This window comes from Methylobacterium sp. Leaf102 (genome assembly GCF_001422425.1).
Lineage (GTDB): Bacteria > Pseudomonadota > Alphaproteobacteria > Rhizobiales > Beijerinckiaceae > Methylobacterium.
Genome location: NZ_LMMX01000005.1, coordinates 79,367 through 96,271 on the forward strand (window position 1 = coordinate 79,367; position 16,905 = coordinate 96,271).

The window sequence follows — 16,905 nt, forward strand, 5'->3', positions numbered from 1 at the left end:
GCCGGCAGGCGGTCGTATAGTCCCGCCATGCCCCTCGCGCCATCCCGCCCCCTCGCACCGGTCCGCCGCCTCGATCCCATCCTCGTTGATCGCATCGCGGCGGGCGAGGTGGTGGAGCGTCCGGCCTCCGCCGTGAAGGAACTCGTGGAGAACGCCATCGATGCGGGCGCGAGGAGCATCGAAGTCACCATCGAGGGCGGGGGTCGGCGCCTCATCCGGGTGGTCGACGACGGCGCCGGCATGGATGCCCAGGATCTCGCCCTGGCGGTGGAGCGCCACGCCACCTCGAAGCTGCCCGACGGCGACCTCACCCGGATCGACACCCTCGGCTTTCGCGGCGAAGCGCTGCCCTCCATCGGCGCGGTGGCCCGGCTGACCCTCACGAGCCGCACGGCGGAAGGCGAGACCGGGCACAGCCTCACGGTGGATGCGGGCGTGCGCGGTGAGGTGCGACCGGCGCCGAGTCCGCGCGGGACCCGTATCGAAGTCGCGGACCTCTTCTCGGCGACGCCGGCCCGCCTCAAGTTTCTCAAATCCGACCGGGCCGAGACGGCGGCCATCAGCGAAGGCCTGCGGCGCCTCGCCGTGGCCGAGCCGGGCATCCGCCTCGTGCTGCGCTCGGAGGGTGGCAATCCCCTGGTGTTTCCGGCCGAGGGCGAAGGCGGGCCCGCCGCCGTGCTGCGACGCCTGACGGCGGTGCTCGGTCCGGAGTTCGGCGCCAACGCGATCCCCCTCGACATGGCGCGGGAGGGGTTCGCGCTCTCCGGCCATGTCGGTCTGCCGAGCTTCCACCGGGGCAACGCGAACCAGATCCATTTCACCGTGAACGGCCGGCCCGTGCGCGACCGCCTGCTGCTCGGTGCCGTGCGGGGCGCCTACGCCGACACCATGAGTTCCGATCGCCATCCCGTGCTCGCCCTGTCGATCACGTGCGACCCGGCCTTCGTCGATGTGAACGTCCATCCGGCCAAGACCGAGGTGCGGTTCCGCGATGCGGCCCTCGTGCGTGGTCTCATCGTCAGCGCGATCCGCGAGGCGCTGCGCCGAGCCGGCGCCCGTACGGCGACGACGACGGCGGCGCGCACCCTCGACGCCCTCCGATCGGAGCCACTGCCGACGGGTTCCGAGGCGGCCCACGGCGAGCTGAACGAAGGGCGCTCACTGCAGGCGCATACGGGGTGGGGTGCGCGGCCGTCCGCATCGCCGCCCCTGCCGCGTGGCCTGCCGTCGTTCGGTGCCCCGGGGCGCTTCCCGGCGGCCCGGGACGGGACGCCGTTCCGGGCCGGGTTCGACGAGGCACCCCAGGCTGCCTTCACCCACGATTTCGCCCCGCCGAGCGCCGATCTGCGCCGTGAGGACGCGGCACATCTCGAAGAGGCGGAGGCCGCCGCCGACCATCCGCTCGGCGCAGCGCGGGCTCAGCTTCACGAAACCTACATCGTCGCCCAAACCCGGGACGGCCTCGTGCTGGTCGATCAGCACGCCGCGCATGAGCGCCTCGTCTACGAGCGGCTGAAGCGCGAGCGCGCGGGTGGCGGTATCGCCCGCCAAGGCCTGCTGATTCCCGATGTGGTCGAGATGGCGCCCGACGATGCCGCCCGCCTCCTCGACGCCGCGCCGGACCTCGAGCGCCTCGGGCTCACCCTCGAGGCCTTCGGCACCGGAGCCGTGCTCGTCCGCGAAGTGCCGGCGGCCCTCGCCGGCGCTTCGACCCGAACCCTCGTCATCGATATCCTCGACGCCCTGGCGGGCAGCGGACTGGAGGACGGCGGCCTCGACGGACGCGACGAGGGCGGTGGTCCCCTCAGCCGACGCCTCGATGCCATCCTGTCCCGCATGAGTTGCCACGGTTCGATCCGCGCGGGCCGGCGCCTGCGTCCGGAGGAGATGAACGCGCTCCTGCGGGAGATGGAGGCGACGCCCCTGTCGGGCACGTGCAACCACGGTCGCCCGACTTACGTTGCTCTGAAGCTCGCCGACATAGAGCGGTTGTTCGGCCGGCGTTGAGCTCACCGCTTGGGGATGCCGACCCTCGAACAAGCCGAGGCCCGCGAAAAAGCGTCAGCCGGTGAAGCGGACGAAAGCCACGGCGGTGTCGCCGTAGACCCGGCGTTCCAGTTCGCGAAAACCCGGCGGCAGCGTGATGGTGACGCTCGCGGTCTCCTCGACCACCACCAGGGCGTTGGGGACGAGCCACCCCCCGGAGGCCGCCGAGGCCAAGGCCGCGGGAGCGAGATCACGCCCGTACGGCGGATCGCAGAAGACGAGCCCGAAAGTGCCGCTGGTGCCGACGGGCCCGAGGCGGGTCGCGTCCCGGCGAAACAGCCGGGTCCGCCCCTCAGCGCCGAACGCTTCGATATTCTCTCGGATCAAGCCGCGTGCCTCCGCCCCCTCGTCGACGAGGAGCGCATAGGCGGCCCCCCGTGACAGGGCTTCGAAACTGAGCGCCCCCGTCCCGGCGAAGAGATCGAGCACTCGCGCGCCCACGACCGCGTCGTCGTAGGCGTGCGTCAGCACGTTGAAGACCGCTTCCCGCAGGCGGTCCGATGTCGGACGGATGGCCTCGGTCTTCGGGGTGGCGAGGCGGCGACCGCGCTGGTCGCCGCCGACGATCCTCACCGGCTACCGCCGCGCGGCGGGCGACCCGCGCCGCCGCCGGGCTTGCCGGCCGAGCCACCGCGACCGCCAAAGCCACCAGGTTTGGCTCCGCCGACGCGACCCGCGCCGCCGGCCTTGAACCCACCCGGCTTACCACCGCTGCCGCCGGGCTTGCCACCACCGGGCTTGCCGAAACCGCCAGGCTTGCCGAAACCGCCGGGTTTTCCACCGGCCTTGAATCCACCCGGGTTGTCCCCGGGACGGAAGCCGCCGCGATCGGCCCCGGAGCGCTCAGCACCGATGTCGCGATCCCCGCCGCCGGAGCGTTCGCCGCCCTTGAAGCCACCCGCCTTGAAGCCGCCGGGCTTGAAACCGTCAGGCTTGCCCCCACCCGCGCGGAACCCGCCGGGACGGTCGTCGCCACCCCGGAATCCGCCGGGCTTGTCGCCTTGGAAGCCGGATGGCTTGTCGCCCCGCGGCGCGCCTCGGTTGAACGCCGGGCGCTCGCCTCTCTCGGCGAATCCTCCGCCATCGCGTGGCTTGAAGGTGCGCGGACGTTCGTCGCTACCCCGGGGAGGACCACGCCGCTCGGCATTGTCCGGTCGGGCGAAGGGACGGGGCGCACCCTGGCCGCGGGGAGCGTCGTCCCGGCGCTGGGGCCGGGCATCGGCGTCGAAACGGCGCTGTGGGCGCTCGGCGGCTTCGTTCTGGCGCGCGGCACGGGCATCGGCCTGACGAACCGTACGCACCGGACGTTCACCGGTTGCCGCATCGTCGCGACGGGCACCGCGATCGCGGCGATGCGGCTCGGGCGCCGGCTCCTGCGGACTGGCCTTCAGGCGTTCGACCAGCACGCGGCGATCGCCCGTGCCGATGGAACCGACACGCTCGCGGCCCCGTGCGGCAGCGGCCTCCCGCTCGGCCTTCGGATCGGCGCCCCGGCGGGGAATCTTCACCCGGCGCGGGCCATCGTCCTGCGGAGCCTCTTCCTCGGCGCGCCAGACGGAGCGGCGCGGGCCGGCGCTGTTGCCGCCGGTGGGCACGCGCGCGGGTGCGGTCGGCTTGTACATGGGGCGGTCGCCCCCCCGCGATGCGCCACGATCGGCGCTGCGCTGAGGCCGCGCCTCGCCGTCGTCGAAGTCGCGGCGTTCACGCTGCTGGGCGGCCGAAGCGCTACGCGCGGGCTGCTTCGCTTGCTGTTTTGACGACCCGAACGGCGCGATGGGCTCGCGAACCGGGCTTTCGAAATCGACACCCGCCTGCTCGGACAGGCCGGGGCCAAGCTGTTCCTTCAGGACCTTGGTGCGAATTTCCTCGGTCAGGCCGGCTTCGAGGTCTCCGAGCTGAAACGGCCCGAAGGAGAGGCGAATCAGCCGGTTCACGGCGAGCCCGAGGTGCTCGAGGATACGTTTGACTTCGCGATTCTTTCCCTCGCGAAGGCCCAGCGTCAGCCACAGATTGTCCCCGGATGCCCGGTCGAGCACCGCGTCGATGGGGCCGTAATCCATCCCGTCGATGGTCACCCCCTTCCGCAGCTTGTCGAGTTCGGCCTGGGTCGTGTCGCCGTGGGCCCGGACGCGGTAGCGGCGCAGCCAACCCGTATCAGGGTGAGCGATGACCTTCGCGAGACCACCGTCGTTGGTGAGGAGCAGCAGGCCCTCGGTGTTGATGTCGAGACGGCCGATGGCCACGACCCGAGGCAGATCCTCCGGCAGCGCCTCAAACACCGTCTGGCGCCCCTCCGGATCGCGTGCCGTCGTCACCAGACCGCGCGGCTTATGGTAGATCCACAGGCGGGTGCGTTCGCGCTCGGGCAGCGGATCGCCGTCAACGGTGATCTCGTCGGCGGCGGTCACGTTGATGGCTGGCGAGGTCAGGATCTTGCCGTTCAGGGTCACCCGGCCCTGCTCGATCATCAACTCGACGTCCCGGCGCGACGCGATGCCGGCCCTGGCGATGGCCTTGGCGATGCGCTCACCCTCATGGGTCGATGCCGTACCTTCCGGCTCGTCGGCTTCTCCCGCAGCCGGCTTACCGGCGGGCTTTGCCGCGGCAGGCGCCACGGGCTTGCGCCGGAGGGGCGCGTCGCCGCCGCGCGAAGGCATCGCGGCCTTGCGCCCCTTCGGCTGTTCCTCGGCCGAGGGGCCCGGTACGCCGGCATCGGTTGCGGGTGACCAGGGGGCTGCTTCGGCCTGCGTCGATACGGAAGGTGTGGCGGGCGTGTCGTCGGACCCGCCCGTCTTGTCGTCGATGTTGTCGCTCATCGTGCCCCCATAACAGAGCAGGGGCGCCGTTGCGAGATATCCCGATCGACAGCCGCTTCCCGACCGTGCAGGCGCACGAATGCGAAAAGGCGGCCCAAGGGCCGCCCTTCCGGATTTCTGCGTCACCAACCTCTGCTGGGACGCTCACGCTAAAACAAGTTTCAGATCTTGCTCTTCACCGTGTCGGCGGCATTCTTGATGCCGTCCTTGGCATCGCCCACAGTCTTCTGGGTCTCACCCTTCAGTTCCTGGGCTTTTCCCTCGGCCTTGAGCTTGTCATTATCGGTCGCGTTGCCGATACCTTGCTTGATGTTGCCAATGGCCTCGTTGGCGACGCCCTTGATCTTGTCGGTGGTGCTGCTCATCGTGAGACCCTCTTTCGAAACGGGCGGCTCGGCCGCGTTGCACATCAAACGGTACCAGCTCGACTGTTGTTCCCATCTCACGCTCGGCAGAACCACACCGGGCGCGATAAAAGCCAACATTTGTTCGGGTCGCGGCGACCCGACTGGACGGGATGCATTGGTTCGGGTCGCGGCGACCCGACTGTACGGGATGGATGTCTGTGCGCTTTCCTTTCGACACCGATGATCCTTTGGGACACGCCTTCGACGCTGCCCGTCATGCGGCGCTGGAAGGGGAGGTGCCCGTGGGCGCGGTGGTGGTCCTGGACGGTCGGGTGGTCGCCAAGGCGCACAATCGTCCCCGTGCCCTCAAGGACCCGACGGCGCATGCGGAGATTCTTGCGATCCGCGCCGCCTGCACGGCGCTCGGCACGGAACGTCTGACGGATTGCGATCTCTACGTGACCCTCGAGCCCTGCCCGATGTGTGCGGGCGCGATATCGTTCGCCCGGATTCGCCGCCTGTACTTTGGGGCTTACGACCCGAAAGGCGGCGGTGTCGAGCATGGCCCGAGGGTCTTCAACCAGCCGACCTGCCACCACGCACCGGAGGTGTACGGCGGGTTTCGCGAGGCCGAAGCCGCCGCACTCCTGCGGGGGTTCTTCCAGGCGCGCCGCGACGGAGAAGGGTAGCCTCAGCTTCCGCCGCCGCCACCGCCGCCGGTGTTGCCGATCGGCTTCGTGTTCTGCTCGGCGTTGCCGCTGGCGCCGGAATTGTTCGAGCGGGTCTCCGCGCCGGTGGCACCCGGGGCCACCGAGCCGATCGAGCCCGGGCCGCCATTGTCGATTCCACCCGGTTTCACCACCGGCGTATCGGATGTCCCGGGCGTCGTGATCCGGGGCGGTCCCGGCTGACGGATCTCGGCGGGGCCGGTGCCCTGTGCGAGAGCCGAAGATGCGAAGACGAGGGCGGTGGACGTCAGGAGAAAGCTGCGCATCGATGTGGTCCCGCTCAGAGTTCCGAAGATCCGTACTCCACCAACACCGTGTGAGAGCTCCGGTTGCAGCTCCCCCGGCATCACGAAACCTCACGCCGCGGCGAGTGGCTTCGACACGTCTTCCAGCGACTTGCCTTCGGCGGCCGTGCCCCAGATGCCCCCGACGATGGCTGCGATCGCCATGAGCGTTGCACCGATGGCGTAGCCGATGAGGACGTTGTCCCGCGACCCCGTCTCGACGAGGGCGCCGAACAGGAGCGGCCCCGAAACGCCACCGATCCCGGTGCCGAGCGCGTAGAACACCGCGATCGCCAGCGCCCGGATCTCCAGGGGGAAGGTCTCCGCCACGGTGAGATAGGCCGCGCTTGCGGCGGCGGAGGCGAAGAAGAACACCACCATCCAGGCCGCCGTCTGGCCGACGGGGCCGAACACCTCGATCTTGAACAGGTAGCCGGTGATGGTCAGCAGCACCGCCGAGATGCCGTAGGTGAAGGCGATCATCTGGCGACGCCCCCAGGTGTCGAACCGGCGTCCCAGCAGCAGCGGACCGAGGAAGGAGCCCAGCGCGAAGGGGAGCAGGTACCAACCCACATGATCGCCCGGAACGCCGTAAAAGCGCTGGAGCACGAGGGCGTAGGTGAAGAACAGAGCGTTGTAGAAGAACGCCTGCGCCACCATCAGGGCGAGGCCGACGAGGGTCTGCTTGCGGTGGCCGCCCAGCATGGTGCCGAACACTTCACCCAAGGGGGTGTGGCTGCGGGTCCTCAACTTCATGCGCTTGGCCGGATCGACGGGCGGCAGGGTCAGACCCTCGTCGATGAAGCGCTTCTCGATACCGGTGACGACCCGGTCGGCCTCGGCCACGTAGCCGTGGGTGGCGAGCCAGCGCGGGCTTTCGGGAATCCAGGTCCGCAGGAGCAGGATCACGAGGCCGATGCCGCCGCCGACGAAGAAGGCGATGCGCCAGCCCCAGGCCGGGTCGATCATGCCCGGGCGCAGGACGGCGATGGACAGGAAGGAGCCGAGAGCGGCGCCGATCCAGAACGACCCGTTGATGACGAGGTCGGTCCAGCCGCGCACGCGGGCCGGGACGAGTTCCTGGATCGTCGAGTTGATGGCCGTGTACTCGCCACCGATGCCCGCCCCGGTGAGGAAGCGGAAGATGCAGAAACTCCAGATGTTCCAGGAGAGGCCCGTGGCGGCGGTGGCCGCGAGGTAGAGGGCCAGGGTGATGAAGAAGAGTTTCTTGCGCCCGATGCGGTCCGTGAGCCAGCCGAACCCGAGGGCGCCGACGACGGCACCCACGAGGTAGGAACTCGCCGCCAAGCCGATGTCGAACTCCGTAAAACTCATGGGCGCGGCGCGGAGTGCGCCGACGAGGGAGCCGGCCAGGGTCACTTCGAGCCCGTCGAGAACCCACGTGATCCCCAGCGCCACGATGACGAGGACGTGGAATCGTCCCCAGGGCAGGCGGTCGAGGCGGGCGGCGATGTCGGTGTCGATGACGGTGCCCATGGGCACCCGCTCCGGCGTAGGGCCGGACGCGGTCTCTGCCTTGGTCGCCATCGATACCTCGTTAAGCGTATTAGGACTGAAGTGTGGGCAATCCACCGGACTCGGCAACGGTTCCGCCAAGCTTTCATCGTTCGTCGGGTGGAATAGCATCCTGGTTCCGGATGTACCCTTCCCATGCTGTCCCGCGCCGGCCTCGCGGCCCTCCTGATCATCGTATGTTCTCGATCCGTCGCTGCTGAGGATCCTGCACGATCCGGCTTCGCGTGGTGGCACCTGCGGCCGAGCGATGTGATCACGACCGGGTCGACGGGCGCGGCGAGGCCCGAGCGGCGCAACGCCAAGCCTGCCATCGCCAAGCCTGGCGTCGCCGAACCGTCGGGGGAGCGACGCTCCGTCCGGGTGGTCTATCCGGGGCTCACCGCGGGGCGGTGAGGGCGTCGCGGCGCGGGTCGAGGGCTTCGCCGAGGGCATCCCCCAGCACGTTCAGGGCCAGCAGCGTCGTCACAAGGAAGGCGGCGGGGGCGGCCAGCATCCACGGGGCGGATTCGATGGCCCGCGCGCCCTCCGCGATGAGGGCGCCCCAGCTCGTCTGCGGTTCCTGCACCCCGAGGCCGAGGAACGACAGGAAGCTCTCCAAGAGAATGACCTTTGGAACCAACACCGTAGCGGCGACGGTGACGGCCCCGAGGGTGTTCGGCACGATGTGACGGAAGAGGATCCGCGCCGAGGACAGGCCCAGGGCCTCAGCGGCGCGGACGAAGTCGCGCTGGCGGAGCGACAGGGTCTGGGCCCGGACCATCCGGGCCATGTCGAGCCATTCGACGGCGCCGATGGCGACCAGGATGAGCCCGAGACCGGCGCGGAAGAACACCAGCAGCATGATCACGAAGAACACGAACGGCAGGGCGTAGAGCACGTCGACGAGGCGCATCATCACGGCATCGACGCGCCCGCCGGCGTAGCCCGCCACCGCCCCGTAGGTGAGCCCGATGAGGAGGGCGACGCCGGTGGCGACGAGGCCGATGACGAGGGAGACGCGGCCGGCGACGAGGGTGCGGGTGAGGAGATCGCGCCCCAGGACGTCGGTGCCGAGGAGAAAGCGCTGTTCCAGCACCGGCACGGAGACCACGAGGCGGCGCCCGTCCTCCGCCCGCTCGAGGATCGTCGCAGGCCCGAACAGGTCGGAGCGGGGCAGGTAGGTCAGCACGCGCGGGTCGATCGAGCGCGGCGCATCCACGGTCACGTGCGCCGTTCCATCCCGGATTGTAACGGCGCGCACCGTCACGCGCATGCGGAACGCGAGCCGTTCCAGGGCCGGGCGCACCGTTCCAGGCCGGGGATGCGCCGCGAGGCCCGGCGGCGTCCCGACGAGGTCGGGATAGATTCGCCCCGGGTCGTGGCCCGTGAGTTCGGGACCCACGAGACAGGCCAGCGCCACGGCCGCGAGGAACCCGAGCGCGACGGTGGCCGAGCGGTGGCGGAACAGGCGCCGGACGAAGCCCCTCATCGGGCAACCCGCAGGCGCGGGTCGAGGAGGGCGCAGAGGATATCGGCGACGAGGTTGAGGCCGATGACGAACACGCCGACCAGCACCACGGTGCCCATCACCAACGTATAGTCGCGGTTGAGCGCGCCATCCACGAAGGTGCGGCCGAGGCCGGGCAGGCCGAACAGGGTCTCGACCACCACGGACCCGGTGAGGAGCGCGGCGGCGGTGGAGCCGAGGATCGCCACGATGGGCAGGAGGGCGCCGCGCAGGGCGTGGCGGGCGATGCGCAGGCGCGGCAGGCCCATGGCGCGCTGGGTGCGGATGTGCGGCAGGGCGAGGGTCTCGCGCAGCGACGCCCGGGTGAGGCGGGCCAGGAGGCCGGCCTGGGGCAGGGCCAGGGTCAGCACCGGCAGGACGAGGTGGGCGGGGGCACCGCCCTCCCAGCTTCCGACGGGGAGCCAGCCGAGGCCGAGGCCGAACACGATCTGCAGGAGGGGGGCGACGACGAAGGTCGGCACCGCGACCCCGAGGCCGGCGCCGAGGCCGACGACGCGATCGAGGAGGCGGCCCGGACGGAAGGCCGCCCCGGCGCCGAGTCCGATGCCGAGCGCGAGGGCCAGCCCCAGGGCGAGGCCGCCGACGGTCATGGAGACGGGCAGGCCGTGGCCTAAGAGTTCGGCGACACCGCGGTCGCGAAACGAGAAGGACGGCCCGAAATCGCCGCTCGCCAGGGCGCCGAGGTAGCGCAGGTACTGCACGGCGAGGGGCTGATCGAGGCCGTAGGTCTCCTGTAGCGCCGCCATGGCGGCCGGCGCCAGGGGGCGTTCGAGGTCGAACGGCCCGCCGGGGGCGAGGCGGATGAGGAAGAAGCTCACGGTCACCACGGCGAGCAGGGTCGGCACCGCCTGGAGCAGGCGGCGCAGGACGAAGCCGATCACGCCTCGAGCCTCAGGAAGCGGGTCGGCGCGGCGTTGCGGAGGTTCGGATGGTAGCCCGAGAGGCGCGGGCTGATCAGGGCCTTCGAACGGGTGTGCATCACGGGGATCCAGGGCAGATCCGTCACCACGATGGTCTCGGCCCGGAACAGCAGGTCGGCCCGGCGGGCGAGGTCGGTCTCCCCGGCGGCGTCCCGCATCAGGCCGTCGTAGGCGGCGTCGGCGTAATGGCCGGGGTTGAGGGTGTCGTTGCCGCTCTGGAGCAGGAAGAGGAAGTTCTGCGGGTCGGAATAATCCGCGATCCACGAGACCCGCGCCACGTCGAAGGGCCGGCCCTCGCGCAGATAGGCGAAGTGGGTCTTGGCGTCCGTGTAGGTGAAGCGCGTGGCGACGCCGATGCCGCGCCACATCTCCGCCAGAGCCACCGCGGTGTTGCGGTTGTTGTCGCTCGCGTTGAAGCGATACTCGAGGGCGAGGGGGCGGCCCGGTCCGAAGCCGGCGGCCGCAAGGAGGGCCCGGGCCTCGTCCTCGCGGTCGATGGGCAGGGCGTCGCGGCCGGCGAGTTCCGGCGGCGCCCGGTAATGGTCGAGGCCGGGCGGACACAGGGAATAGGCCGGGTCCATGGTCTCGCCCCACAGGCGCTGGGCCAGGAACTCGCGGTCGATGACGAGGGACAGGGCGCGGCGCACCCGGACGTCGTCGAAGGGCGCCCGGCGGGTGTCGAGGGCGAGGGCGTAGAGCCCGAGCGACGGTCCGAGCACCACCTGCCCGCCGAACCGCGCCCGGAGGGAGGCCATCTGATCGCCGGGGAGGTCGGCCAGGGAATCGATCTCGCCGCCGGCGTAGCGCCGCACGGCGCTGGCGAGGTCCGGCGTCGGCAGGAACGCCACGCTGGGGATCGCGACATCGGCCGCCGCGTGGAAATGCGGGTTGCGGACGAGGATGACCCGGTCGTTCGGTGCCGCCTCGCGCAACGCGTAGGCCCCGTTGGAGACGAGGTTCTCCGGCCGGGTGAACGCCGCGCCGAAGCGCGTCACCGTGGCCGGATGGATCGGCAGGGCGGTGGAATGGGTGAGGAGTTCGAGGACGTACGGCGTCGGCCGCTCGAGGGTAAGGACGAGGGTCCGGGCCGACGGCGCGTCCACCCCGATCGACTCGGGCGCTGCCGCACCGCGATTGACGGCCGCCGCGCCCCGGATCGGAAACAGCACCTCGGCGTATTTCCCCGCAAGGGCCGGATCGAGGATGCGGCGCAGGCTGAACACGAAATCGTTCGCCACCACCGGATCGCCGTTCGACCAGCGCGCGCGCTCCCGCAGGGTGAAGGTGTAGGTGAGGCCATCGCCCGACACGGTCCAGGCCTCGGCGCATCCGGGGATGATGCGGCCGTGGTTGTCGTAGGTGAGCAGGCCCTCGTATAGGTCGCGCAGGATGTGTGCCTCGGCCACCGTAGAGGATTTGTGCGGATCGAGGGTGCCGGGATCGGCGTCGTTCCCGCGCCGGTAGAGACCGGCCGGCGCGGCCTCGGCCGGGCGCACGAGGGCGGCGGCGGCGAGTCCCGCGAGGCACTGGCGGCGGTGCGGGGCGGGTCTCATGCCGCCTTTGCCGAACCGATGGCGTGGAGCGCGCCAGGCCTCCAATCCTTCCAGGCAATGCCGGTACAGACGGACGATCGCGCCTGCATCAGCCCTCGGCCCGTCGCGCGGAGCGCTTGGGCGCATCCCCCTCTCCCCGCAGGCGGGGCGGGGATGCGCAACGTGCACTTTGCGTCTTCGACACTGCACCTCTGACGAAGATAGACCGCCACCCGCATCGACGATCGCCCTCCCTGACAGGAAAGAAGCCCGGCGCTCGCCGCGACAGGTTAGGAATGCGAATTCCAGGCCGCTCGATGAGGATCGTACGGCGAGGCACAGGGCGTATCGTCGTACGATCTCAAGCGCCGGTCTGCGCCGAAAACCCCGCCGCCTCGATGCCGACGACGGCGCAGAGTTCGTCGTTGTCCGAGGTGTCGCCCGAGATGCCGACGGCGCCCAGCAGCGTGTCGCCGTGGCGGATGAGGACGCCGCCCGGCACCGGCACCAGGGCGGCGGGGCCGACGAGGTGGCTCATTGCGGCGATGAAGGTCGGGTCGGCCTCGGCCCGCTTGGCGATGGCGCGGGACCCCAGCCCGAGCGCGAGGGCGCCGTTGGCCTTGCCCATGGCGATCTCGGCCCGGCGCAGGGACGTGCCGTCTTCGGCGGCCAGGGCCTTCAGGGCGCCGCGGGCGTCGAACACCGCCACCACGAGGGGCTTCAGCCCATGGGCGCGGCCGGCCTCGAGGGCCTTGGCGACGAGAGTCTGGGCGGCGGCAAGACTGAGTTCGGACATGGGGCGCTCGCGGGACGATCAGGGTTTGGGGAGGAGCCGGGTGACGTGGCCCATCTTGCGGCCGGGCCGGGCCTCGCCCTTGCCGTAGAGGTGCAGGTGCGCGCTCGACTGGGCCAGAAGCGCGGTCCAGTCCGAGACCTCGTCGCCGATGAGGTTGTGCATCTCGACGGCCATGCCGCCGACGCGGGCGGGGTCTCCGAGAGGCCAGCCGCAGACGGCCCGCACATGCTGGGCGAATTGCGAGGTGGTCGCGCCCTCGATGGTCCAGTGGCCGGAATTGTGGACCCGCGGGGCGATCTCGTTGACTACCACCCGGGCGGGGCCGTCGGCCTGGGGCACCAGGAACATCTCGACGGCGAGGATGCCGACATAGTCCAGCGCCTCGGCGATGCGGCGGGCCATGGCGATGGCGGCGGCCTCGGTCTGGGGCGCGATGCCGGGGGCTGGCACGCGGGTGACCGCGAGGATGTGGTCGCGGTGCTCGTTGGCGCAGGGCTCGTAGGCGGCGAACGCCCCGTCGGGGCCGCGTGCGGCCACCACGGACACCTCGGTCTCGAAGGGCACGAAGCCTTCGAGGATGCAGGGCGCGCCGTCGAATTCGCCCAGGATCGCGGCGGCGTCGATCGCGCCCTCGGCGCGGATCATGCGCTGCCCCTTGCCGTCGTAGCCGAAGCGCCGGGTCTTCAGGATCGCCGGGCGGCCGATCTCTTCGAGCGCCCGCACGAGGTCCTCGGCGGTGTCGACGGCCCGATACGGGGCGGTCTCGATGCCGAGGCCGTTGATGAAGCTCTTTTCCGTCAGCCGGTCCTGCGTCGTGGCGAGGGCGCCGGCATTGGGGTGCAGGGGGGCCTTGGCGGCCAGCGCCTCGGCGGCGGCGGCCGGGATGTTCTCGAACTCGTAGGTCACGACGTCGACGCTGGCGGCGAACCGCGCGAGGGCTTCCACGTCGTCGTAGGCCGCCACGGTCTGGTGCGCGCAGACGTCGAAGGCCGGGCTGTCGGCATCGGGGGCGAAGACGTGGACCTTGAGGCCGTAATTCGCGGCGGCGAGCGCGATCATGCGGCCGAGCTGGCCGCCCCCGACGATGCCGAGGGTGGAGCCGGGCTGGACTTCGGGCAAGGTGTTCACGACAGACGGCACGCTCAAGGGAGATCGCTTTGCGGATGGTCGGCGACGCTCGCGGTCTGCGCGGCGCGCCAGGCTTCGAGGCGGGCGGCGAGGTCCGGGTCGGTCAGGGCCAGGATGGCGGCGGCGAGGAGCGCCGCGTTGACGGCGCCGGCACGGCCGATGGCGAGGGTGCCCACGGGGATGCCGGCGGGCATCTGGACGATGGACAGCAGGCTGTCCTGGCCCGACAGAGCCTTCGATTCCACCGGAACGCCGAGCACGGGGAGGGGGGTCATGGCGGCGGTCATGCCGGGGAGGTGGGCGGCGCCGCCGGCCCCGGCGATCACCACCTGGAAGCCTTCGGCCTTGGCGCCCTTGGCGAAGGCGACGAGGCGGTCCGGGGTGCGGTGGGCCGAGACGATGCGATCGCTGTGGGCGACCCCGAGGGCATCGAGGGTTTCGGCTGCATGCCGCATGGTCGCCCAGTCGGACTGGCTGCCCATGATGATCGCGACCGGAGCGGCTCCCGCCATCGTCGTCCCATCCCTATTGATTCAAGGAGGCGGGGGCCTGCGGCACCCCAATCCAGCCGCATACGCGGGCGGTGGCCGGGCCGCAAGGCGGGGCCCGGGACGAGGCGGGTGGCAGCGGGGGGCCGTCCCCTGCGGATTGCGGGTCGGCCCGACGGCGGGAGGCCGGATGATCGATTCGGTTCACGGTTGGTCACGAGCCTATCGGCGGGCGGGCTGTCCTCGAACCGAATTTGCCGTTCGGAACGGGAATGCCGCGTCCAGGGTCAGCTCATCCGCCCTGATGCCGGACGTCCGTGATCTGCGCCAGCCGCCGTCCGATCTCCAGCAGGAGCATGTCGCTCATCTGGTGCAGCACGGAGGGCGGAAGTTCATGGATCGCCGCGCGAACGACGAGGCCATGCTCGGCCGCGCGTTCCAGGGATCCTCTGAGATTGGAGGGTCTCAGATCGGAGGTTCTCAGATCGGATGCGGAGAGGCCCAAGACCGTATCCGGCTTCGTTTGGGTGATGTCGACGAGGATACCGCTGCCCCGGGTCGGGCGTCCTGCACGATCATGGGCGAAGCGGCCGCGATCGAGGACCCGGCGCGTCACCCCATCGGCGGAGCGAACGCGATACTCCAAGGTACATACGAGGCCGTCCTCGGCGCTGCGAGCGATGGTCTGGGCCGCGCGTTCGCGATCATGGGGATGAATGCCGGCCAGGAAGGCCTTCAGGGGAGCACCGCTCTTGGCCGCGATGGGGTCGAGGTTGAACACCCGGGCCACGAGCGCGTCCGCGTACGCCCGGTCGTTCGGAACGTCGTACTCCCAACGGCCGATCACATCGGAGGCATCGAGGGCATCCTGCAATAAAATCTGCATCGCTGCGTCTTCGTATGATGTGCGTTGTTCCACTGCGCCCCGCAGCTCTCTCAGATAGTTGTCGTTAAGCAACATGACCGATGCTAGAGATACCAAACAGAGGTCCGAATAACAAATGTAAATTTTAGCATATTAATCCATGATAAGATATGGCAAATAAATCGTATGCGCCGCTGCACATCCAGGATGGATGCTCGTTCAACCGGGAGACCTACGATGGGCCGTAGACTGAATGCCCTCGAAGAACTCCAGGCCAATCTCGCGGATCCCGACGCCGAGCGACGACGGGGCCCTCTCCAGATCCGGCAGCACTACCTCGCGCGGATCGCGGACACGCTCGGGATCACCACGGCGCAGCTGGGTGAGACCCCCGCCCTCCCAGGGGCAGGCCAACCCGCGATGGACGGCGCGCGGCCAAACGCGGCCGTGAGGACCGAGCAGGCCGTCCTGATCGAGCAATGCGCGGCCTTGGTCGACGCCTTTCGCCGGATCCAGGACCCGCAGGACCGCTCACGCTGCCTCCAGATCGTCTGCGAGGCTGCCGGGGTGGAGTCGTCGCGATCGACCTCATAGAAGGGTCGAGCGGTCGGAGGGACGTGGCTGTCACCGCCGTTCGGCTCCGTTGGCTCGCGGCCCGATGACGGCCTAGCAGGGTGTTGAAGAAGTCAGCCAACGGCGGGCAATGAAGCGGATTTCGTCGCCGCGTTGGACGCGGATTTTGCCGCGAAGCGAGCCGTCGGCCTGGACCTCGGCCAATCCCGAGCCGCAGACCGCATCCATCTCGTCATTGCCAATCCCGTCGAACACGATGGCGGCGCGATCGCTCCCGCGGGTGGCTCCGCCAGCGGAAGCTCCGGTGACACACCCGAAGGCGAACTCACCGCGGCCGTCCTCGAAAAGGATGCCGTCCTCGAAGAGGATGTAGAGCCGGCTCGACCATGTCGGCGTAGTCGTCCGCGTCGCCGGGCAGCTCAACGATCCGCCACTTGCCCAGGACGCTCACGCCAGGGCTCCGAGCGGCTTTGGCAGGCGGACGAGGTTGTAGGGCGTGTCATCGCTTGAGCCAATCGAGGGCGGCTGCGAGGGAGAGGACGCCCATGAAGCTGACGGTAGTCTTCTCGTAGCGTGTGGCGATGGCGCGCCACTCTTTGAGCCTGGCCCAGAGACGCTCGACCTGGTTACGGTTGTTGTAGATCCAATCCGGGCAGGCCACGGGCGCTTCGTGGCGCTGAGGCGGGATCGCAGGCCGAGCGCCCATATCCCAGATGTGTTCGCGAAAGACGTGGCTGGTATAGCCGCGGTCCCCCACGACCCATTTGGGCACCCCCGGCAGTTGGTCGAGCAGGGGAACAGCGTGAGGAAGTTCATGGGCCTGACCGGGCGCCAGCCGGAAGGCGATGGCGCGGCCCTGCCCGTCGGCGATCACGCAAGCCTTGGTGCCATACCCGCCACGCGAGCGGCCAACAGCTTCACGAGCGTCTCGCTCGGCTGCAGATCCCCCCTTTTGGCGGCTCCCGCCGCCTTTTGGTGCGCCCGAACGTTCGTGCCGTCGAGGAACACCATACCGAGTTGGACACCGCGCTCCTGCACGAGGTGAAGAAGCCGCTCCCAGACGCCGGCACGCGACCAGCGGATGAAGATCTGGGCAGCCCGCCACCAGGGTCCCAATTCCTCGGGAATAGCTCGCCATTTGGCTCCGTTCTGATGCCGCCAAAGGATGGCCGAGAGCGTGCGCTGCAGATCCTGCGGAGGCGTTTTGGCCTTGGGCCGGCAGGCTTCAACCAGAGGCTCCAGATCAGCCCATTGCGCGTCGCTCAGCATCGTCCCTCCTCCATCAGAGAGACGAAAACGCAAGCCCAGCCAATCTGTTCAGGCGACGACAGGCCCTAGA

General features: G+C 69.9%; 18 protein-coding genes. 4 read left to right on the top strand and 14 right to left on the bottom strand.

Translation table 11 applies throughout. The features are described from left to right. Positions 1-27: 27 nt before the first annotated feature. Complete coding sequence (mutL, locus tag ASF27_RS06070) at positions 28-2,007, top strand: DNA mismatch repair endonuclease MutL (RefSeq protein WP_056358569.1); 1,980 nt, start codon at positions 28-30, stop codon at positions 2,005-2,007. 54 nt (positions 2,008-2,061) lie between these two features. Here the strand turns inward: mutL and rsmD are convergent, their stop codons facing one another. The 3 genes from rsmD to ASF27_RS06085 form a co-directional block, all read right to left on the bottom strand. Next, positions 2,062-2,619 (bottom strand): 16S rRNA (guanine(966)-N(2))-methyltransferase RsmD, encoded by a 558-nt coding sequence (gene rsmD / locus ASF27_RS06075; protein ID WP_056358571.1) that lies wholly within the window; start codon positions 2,617-2,619, stop codon positions 2,062-2,064. Then, positions 2,616-4,862, bottom strand: a complete 2,247-nt coding sequence (locus ASF27_RS06080) for a pseudouridine synthase (RefSeq protein ID WP_056358574.1) — start codon at positions 4,860-4,862, stop codon at positions 2,616-2,618. The genes rsmD and ASF27_RS06080 overlap by 4 nt, the downstream gene beginning before the upstream one ends. A 161-nt stretch (positions 4,863-5,023) precedes the next feature. Next, positions 5,024-5,227 carry a CsbD family protein gene (locus ASF27_RS06085; protein WP_056167761.1) on the bottom strand — a complete coding sequence of 68 codons (204 nt, stop codon included), beginning with the start codon at positions 5,225-5,227 and terminating at the stop codon, positions 5,024-5,026. 194 nt (positions 5,228-5,421) lie between these two features. Here ASF27_RS06085 and ASF27_RS06090 point away from each other — a divergent pair, with 194 nt between their 5' ends. Further along, positions 5,422-5,898 (top strand): nucleoside deaminase, encoded by a 477-nt coding sequence (locus ASF27_RS06090; protein ID WP_056261076.1) that lies wholly within the window; start codon positions 5,422-5,424, stop codon positions 5,896-5,898. A 2-nt stretch (positions 5,899-5,900) separates the two neighbouring features. Here the strand turns inward: ASF27_RS06090 and ASF27_RS06095 are convergent, their stop codons facing one another. Next, entirely contained in the window at positions 5,901-6,203 is a 303-nt protein-coding gene (locus ASF27_RS06095; protein WP_056358577.1) for a hypothetical protein, read from the bottom strand. A 90-nt stretch (positions 6,204-6,293) separates the two neighbouring features. Further along, entirely contained in the window at positions 6,294-7,769 is a 1,476-nt protein-coding gene (locus tag ASF27_RS06100; protein ID WP_056358581.1) for an MFS transporter, read from the bottom strand. Positions 7,770-7,892: 123 nt separating this feature from the next. Between ASF27_RS06100 and ASF27_RS06105 the strand changes: the two genes are divergently transcribed. Then, entirely contained in the window at positions 7,893-8,150 is a 258-nt protein-coding gene (locus ASF27_RS06105; RefSeq protein ID WP_056358582.1) for a hypothetical protein, read from the top strand. Here ASF27_RS06105 and ASF27_RS06110 read toward each other — a convergent pair. The 7 genes from ASF27_RS06110 to ASF27_RS06140 all read right to left on the bottom strand — a co-directional run bounded on the left by ASF27_RS06110 (position 8,134) and on the right by ASF27_RS06140 (position 15,110). Beyond that, the gene (locus tag ASF27_RS06110; protein WP_056358585.1) at positions 8,134-9,225 is read right to left on the bottom strand and encodes an ABC transporter permease; all 1,092 of its coding nucleotides are present in this window, start codon (positions 9,223-9,225) and stop codon (positions 8,134-8,136) included. The two genes, ASF27_RS06105 and ASF27_RS06110, sit on opposite strands and share 17 nt — an antisense overlap. Beyond that, positions 9,222-10,145: an ABC transporter permease subunit gene (locus tag ASF27_RS06115; protein WP_056358589.1), complete on the bottom strand. Its 924-nt coding sequence runs from the start codon at positions 10,143-10,145 to the stop codon at positions 9,222-9,224. Before ASF27_RS06115 ends, ASF27_RS06110 begins: the two co-directional genes overlap by 4 nt. Next, positions 10,142-11,737, bottom strand: coding sequence for a peptide ABC transporter substrate-binding protein (locus ASF27_RS06120; protein WP_056358623.1), 1,596 nt, complete (start codon positions 11,735-11,737; stop codon positions 10,142-10,144). Before ASF27_RS06120 ends, ASF27_RS06115 begins: the two co-directional genes overlap by 4 nt. 340 nt (positions 11,738-12,077) lie before the next feature. Then, complete coding sequence (locus ASF27_RS06125; protein WP_056358592.1) at positions 12,078-12,512, bottom strand: heme-binding protein; 435 nt, start codon at positions 12,510-12,512, stop codon at positions 12,078-12,080. A gap of 18 nt (positions 12,513-12,530) precedes the next feature. Next, positions 12,531-13,658, bottom strand: a complete 1,128-nt coding sequence (locus tag ASF27_RS06130; RefSeq protein WP_056358595.1) for a 5-(carboxyamino)imidazole ribonucleotide synthase — start codon at positions 13,656-13,658, stop codon at positions 12,531-12,533. Continuing rightward, the gene (gene purE, locus ASF27_RS06135; protein WP_056167572.1) at positions 13,655-14,152 is read right to left on the bottom strand and encodes a 5-(carboxyamino)imidazole ribonucleotide mutase; all 498 of its coding nucleotides are present in this window, start codon (positions 14,150-14,152) and stop codon (positions 13,655-13,657) included. Before purE ends, ASF27_RS06130 begins: the two co-directional genes overlap by 4 nt. A gap of 268 nt (positions 14,153-14,420) precedes the next feature. Beyond that, positions 14,421-15,110, bottom strand: a complete 690-nt coding sequence (locus ASF27_RS06140; RefSeq protein WP_156467467.1) for a PAS domain-containing protein — start codon at positions 15,108-15,110, stop codon at positions 14,421-14,423. A gap of 120 nt (positions 15,111-15,230) precedes the next feature. On the opposite strand from ASF27_RS06140, the gene ASF27_RS06145 reads away from it, so the two are divergent. Beyond that, a complete protein-coding gene (locus ASF27_RS06145; RefSeq protein ID WP_056358601.1) occupies positions 15,231-15,587 on the top strand; it encodes a hypothetical protein in 357 nt (118 codons plus the stop codon). A 72-nt stretch (positions 15,588-15,659) separates the two neighbouring features. Here ASF27_RS06145 and ASF27_RS06150 read toward each other — a convergent pair whose 3' ends face one another. Both ASF27_RS06150 and ASF27_RS06155 read right to left on the bottom strand, forming a co-directional pair. Continuing rightward, complete coding sequence (locus ASF27_RS06150) at positions 15,660-15,989, bottom strand: hypothetical protein (RefSeq protein ID WP_244480935.1); 330 nt, start codon at positions 15,987-15,989, stop codon at positions 15,660-15,662. Positions 15,990-16,065: 76 nt separating this feature from the next. Then, positions 16,066-16,835 (bottom strand): IS5 family transposase gene (locus ASF27_RS06155; protein ID WP_156467468.1). Its coding sequence is split into 2 segments (ribosomal slippage): positions 16,066-16,520 and positions 16,520-16,835, totalling 771 coding nucleotides; the frame shifts between segments, so codons are not numbered across the junction. Positions 16,836-16,905 lie beyond the last annotated feature (70 nt).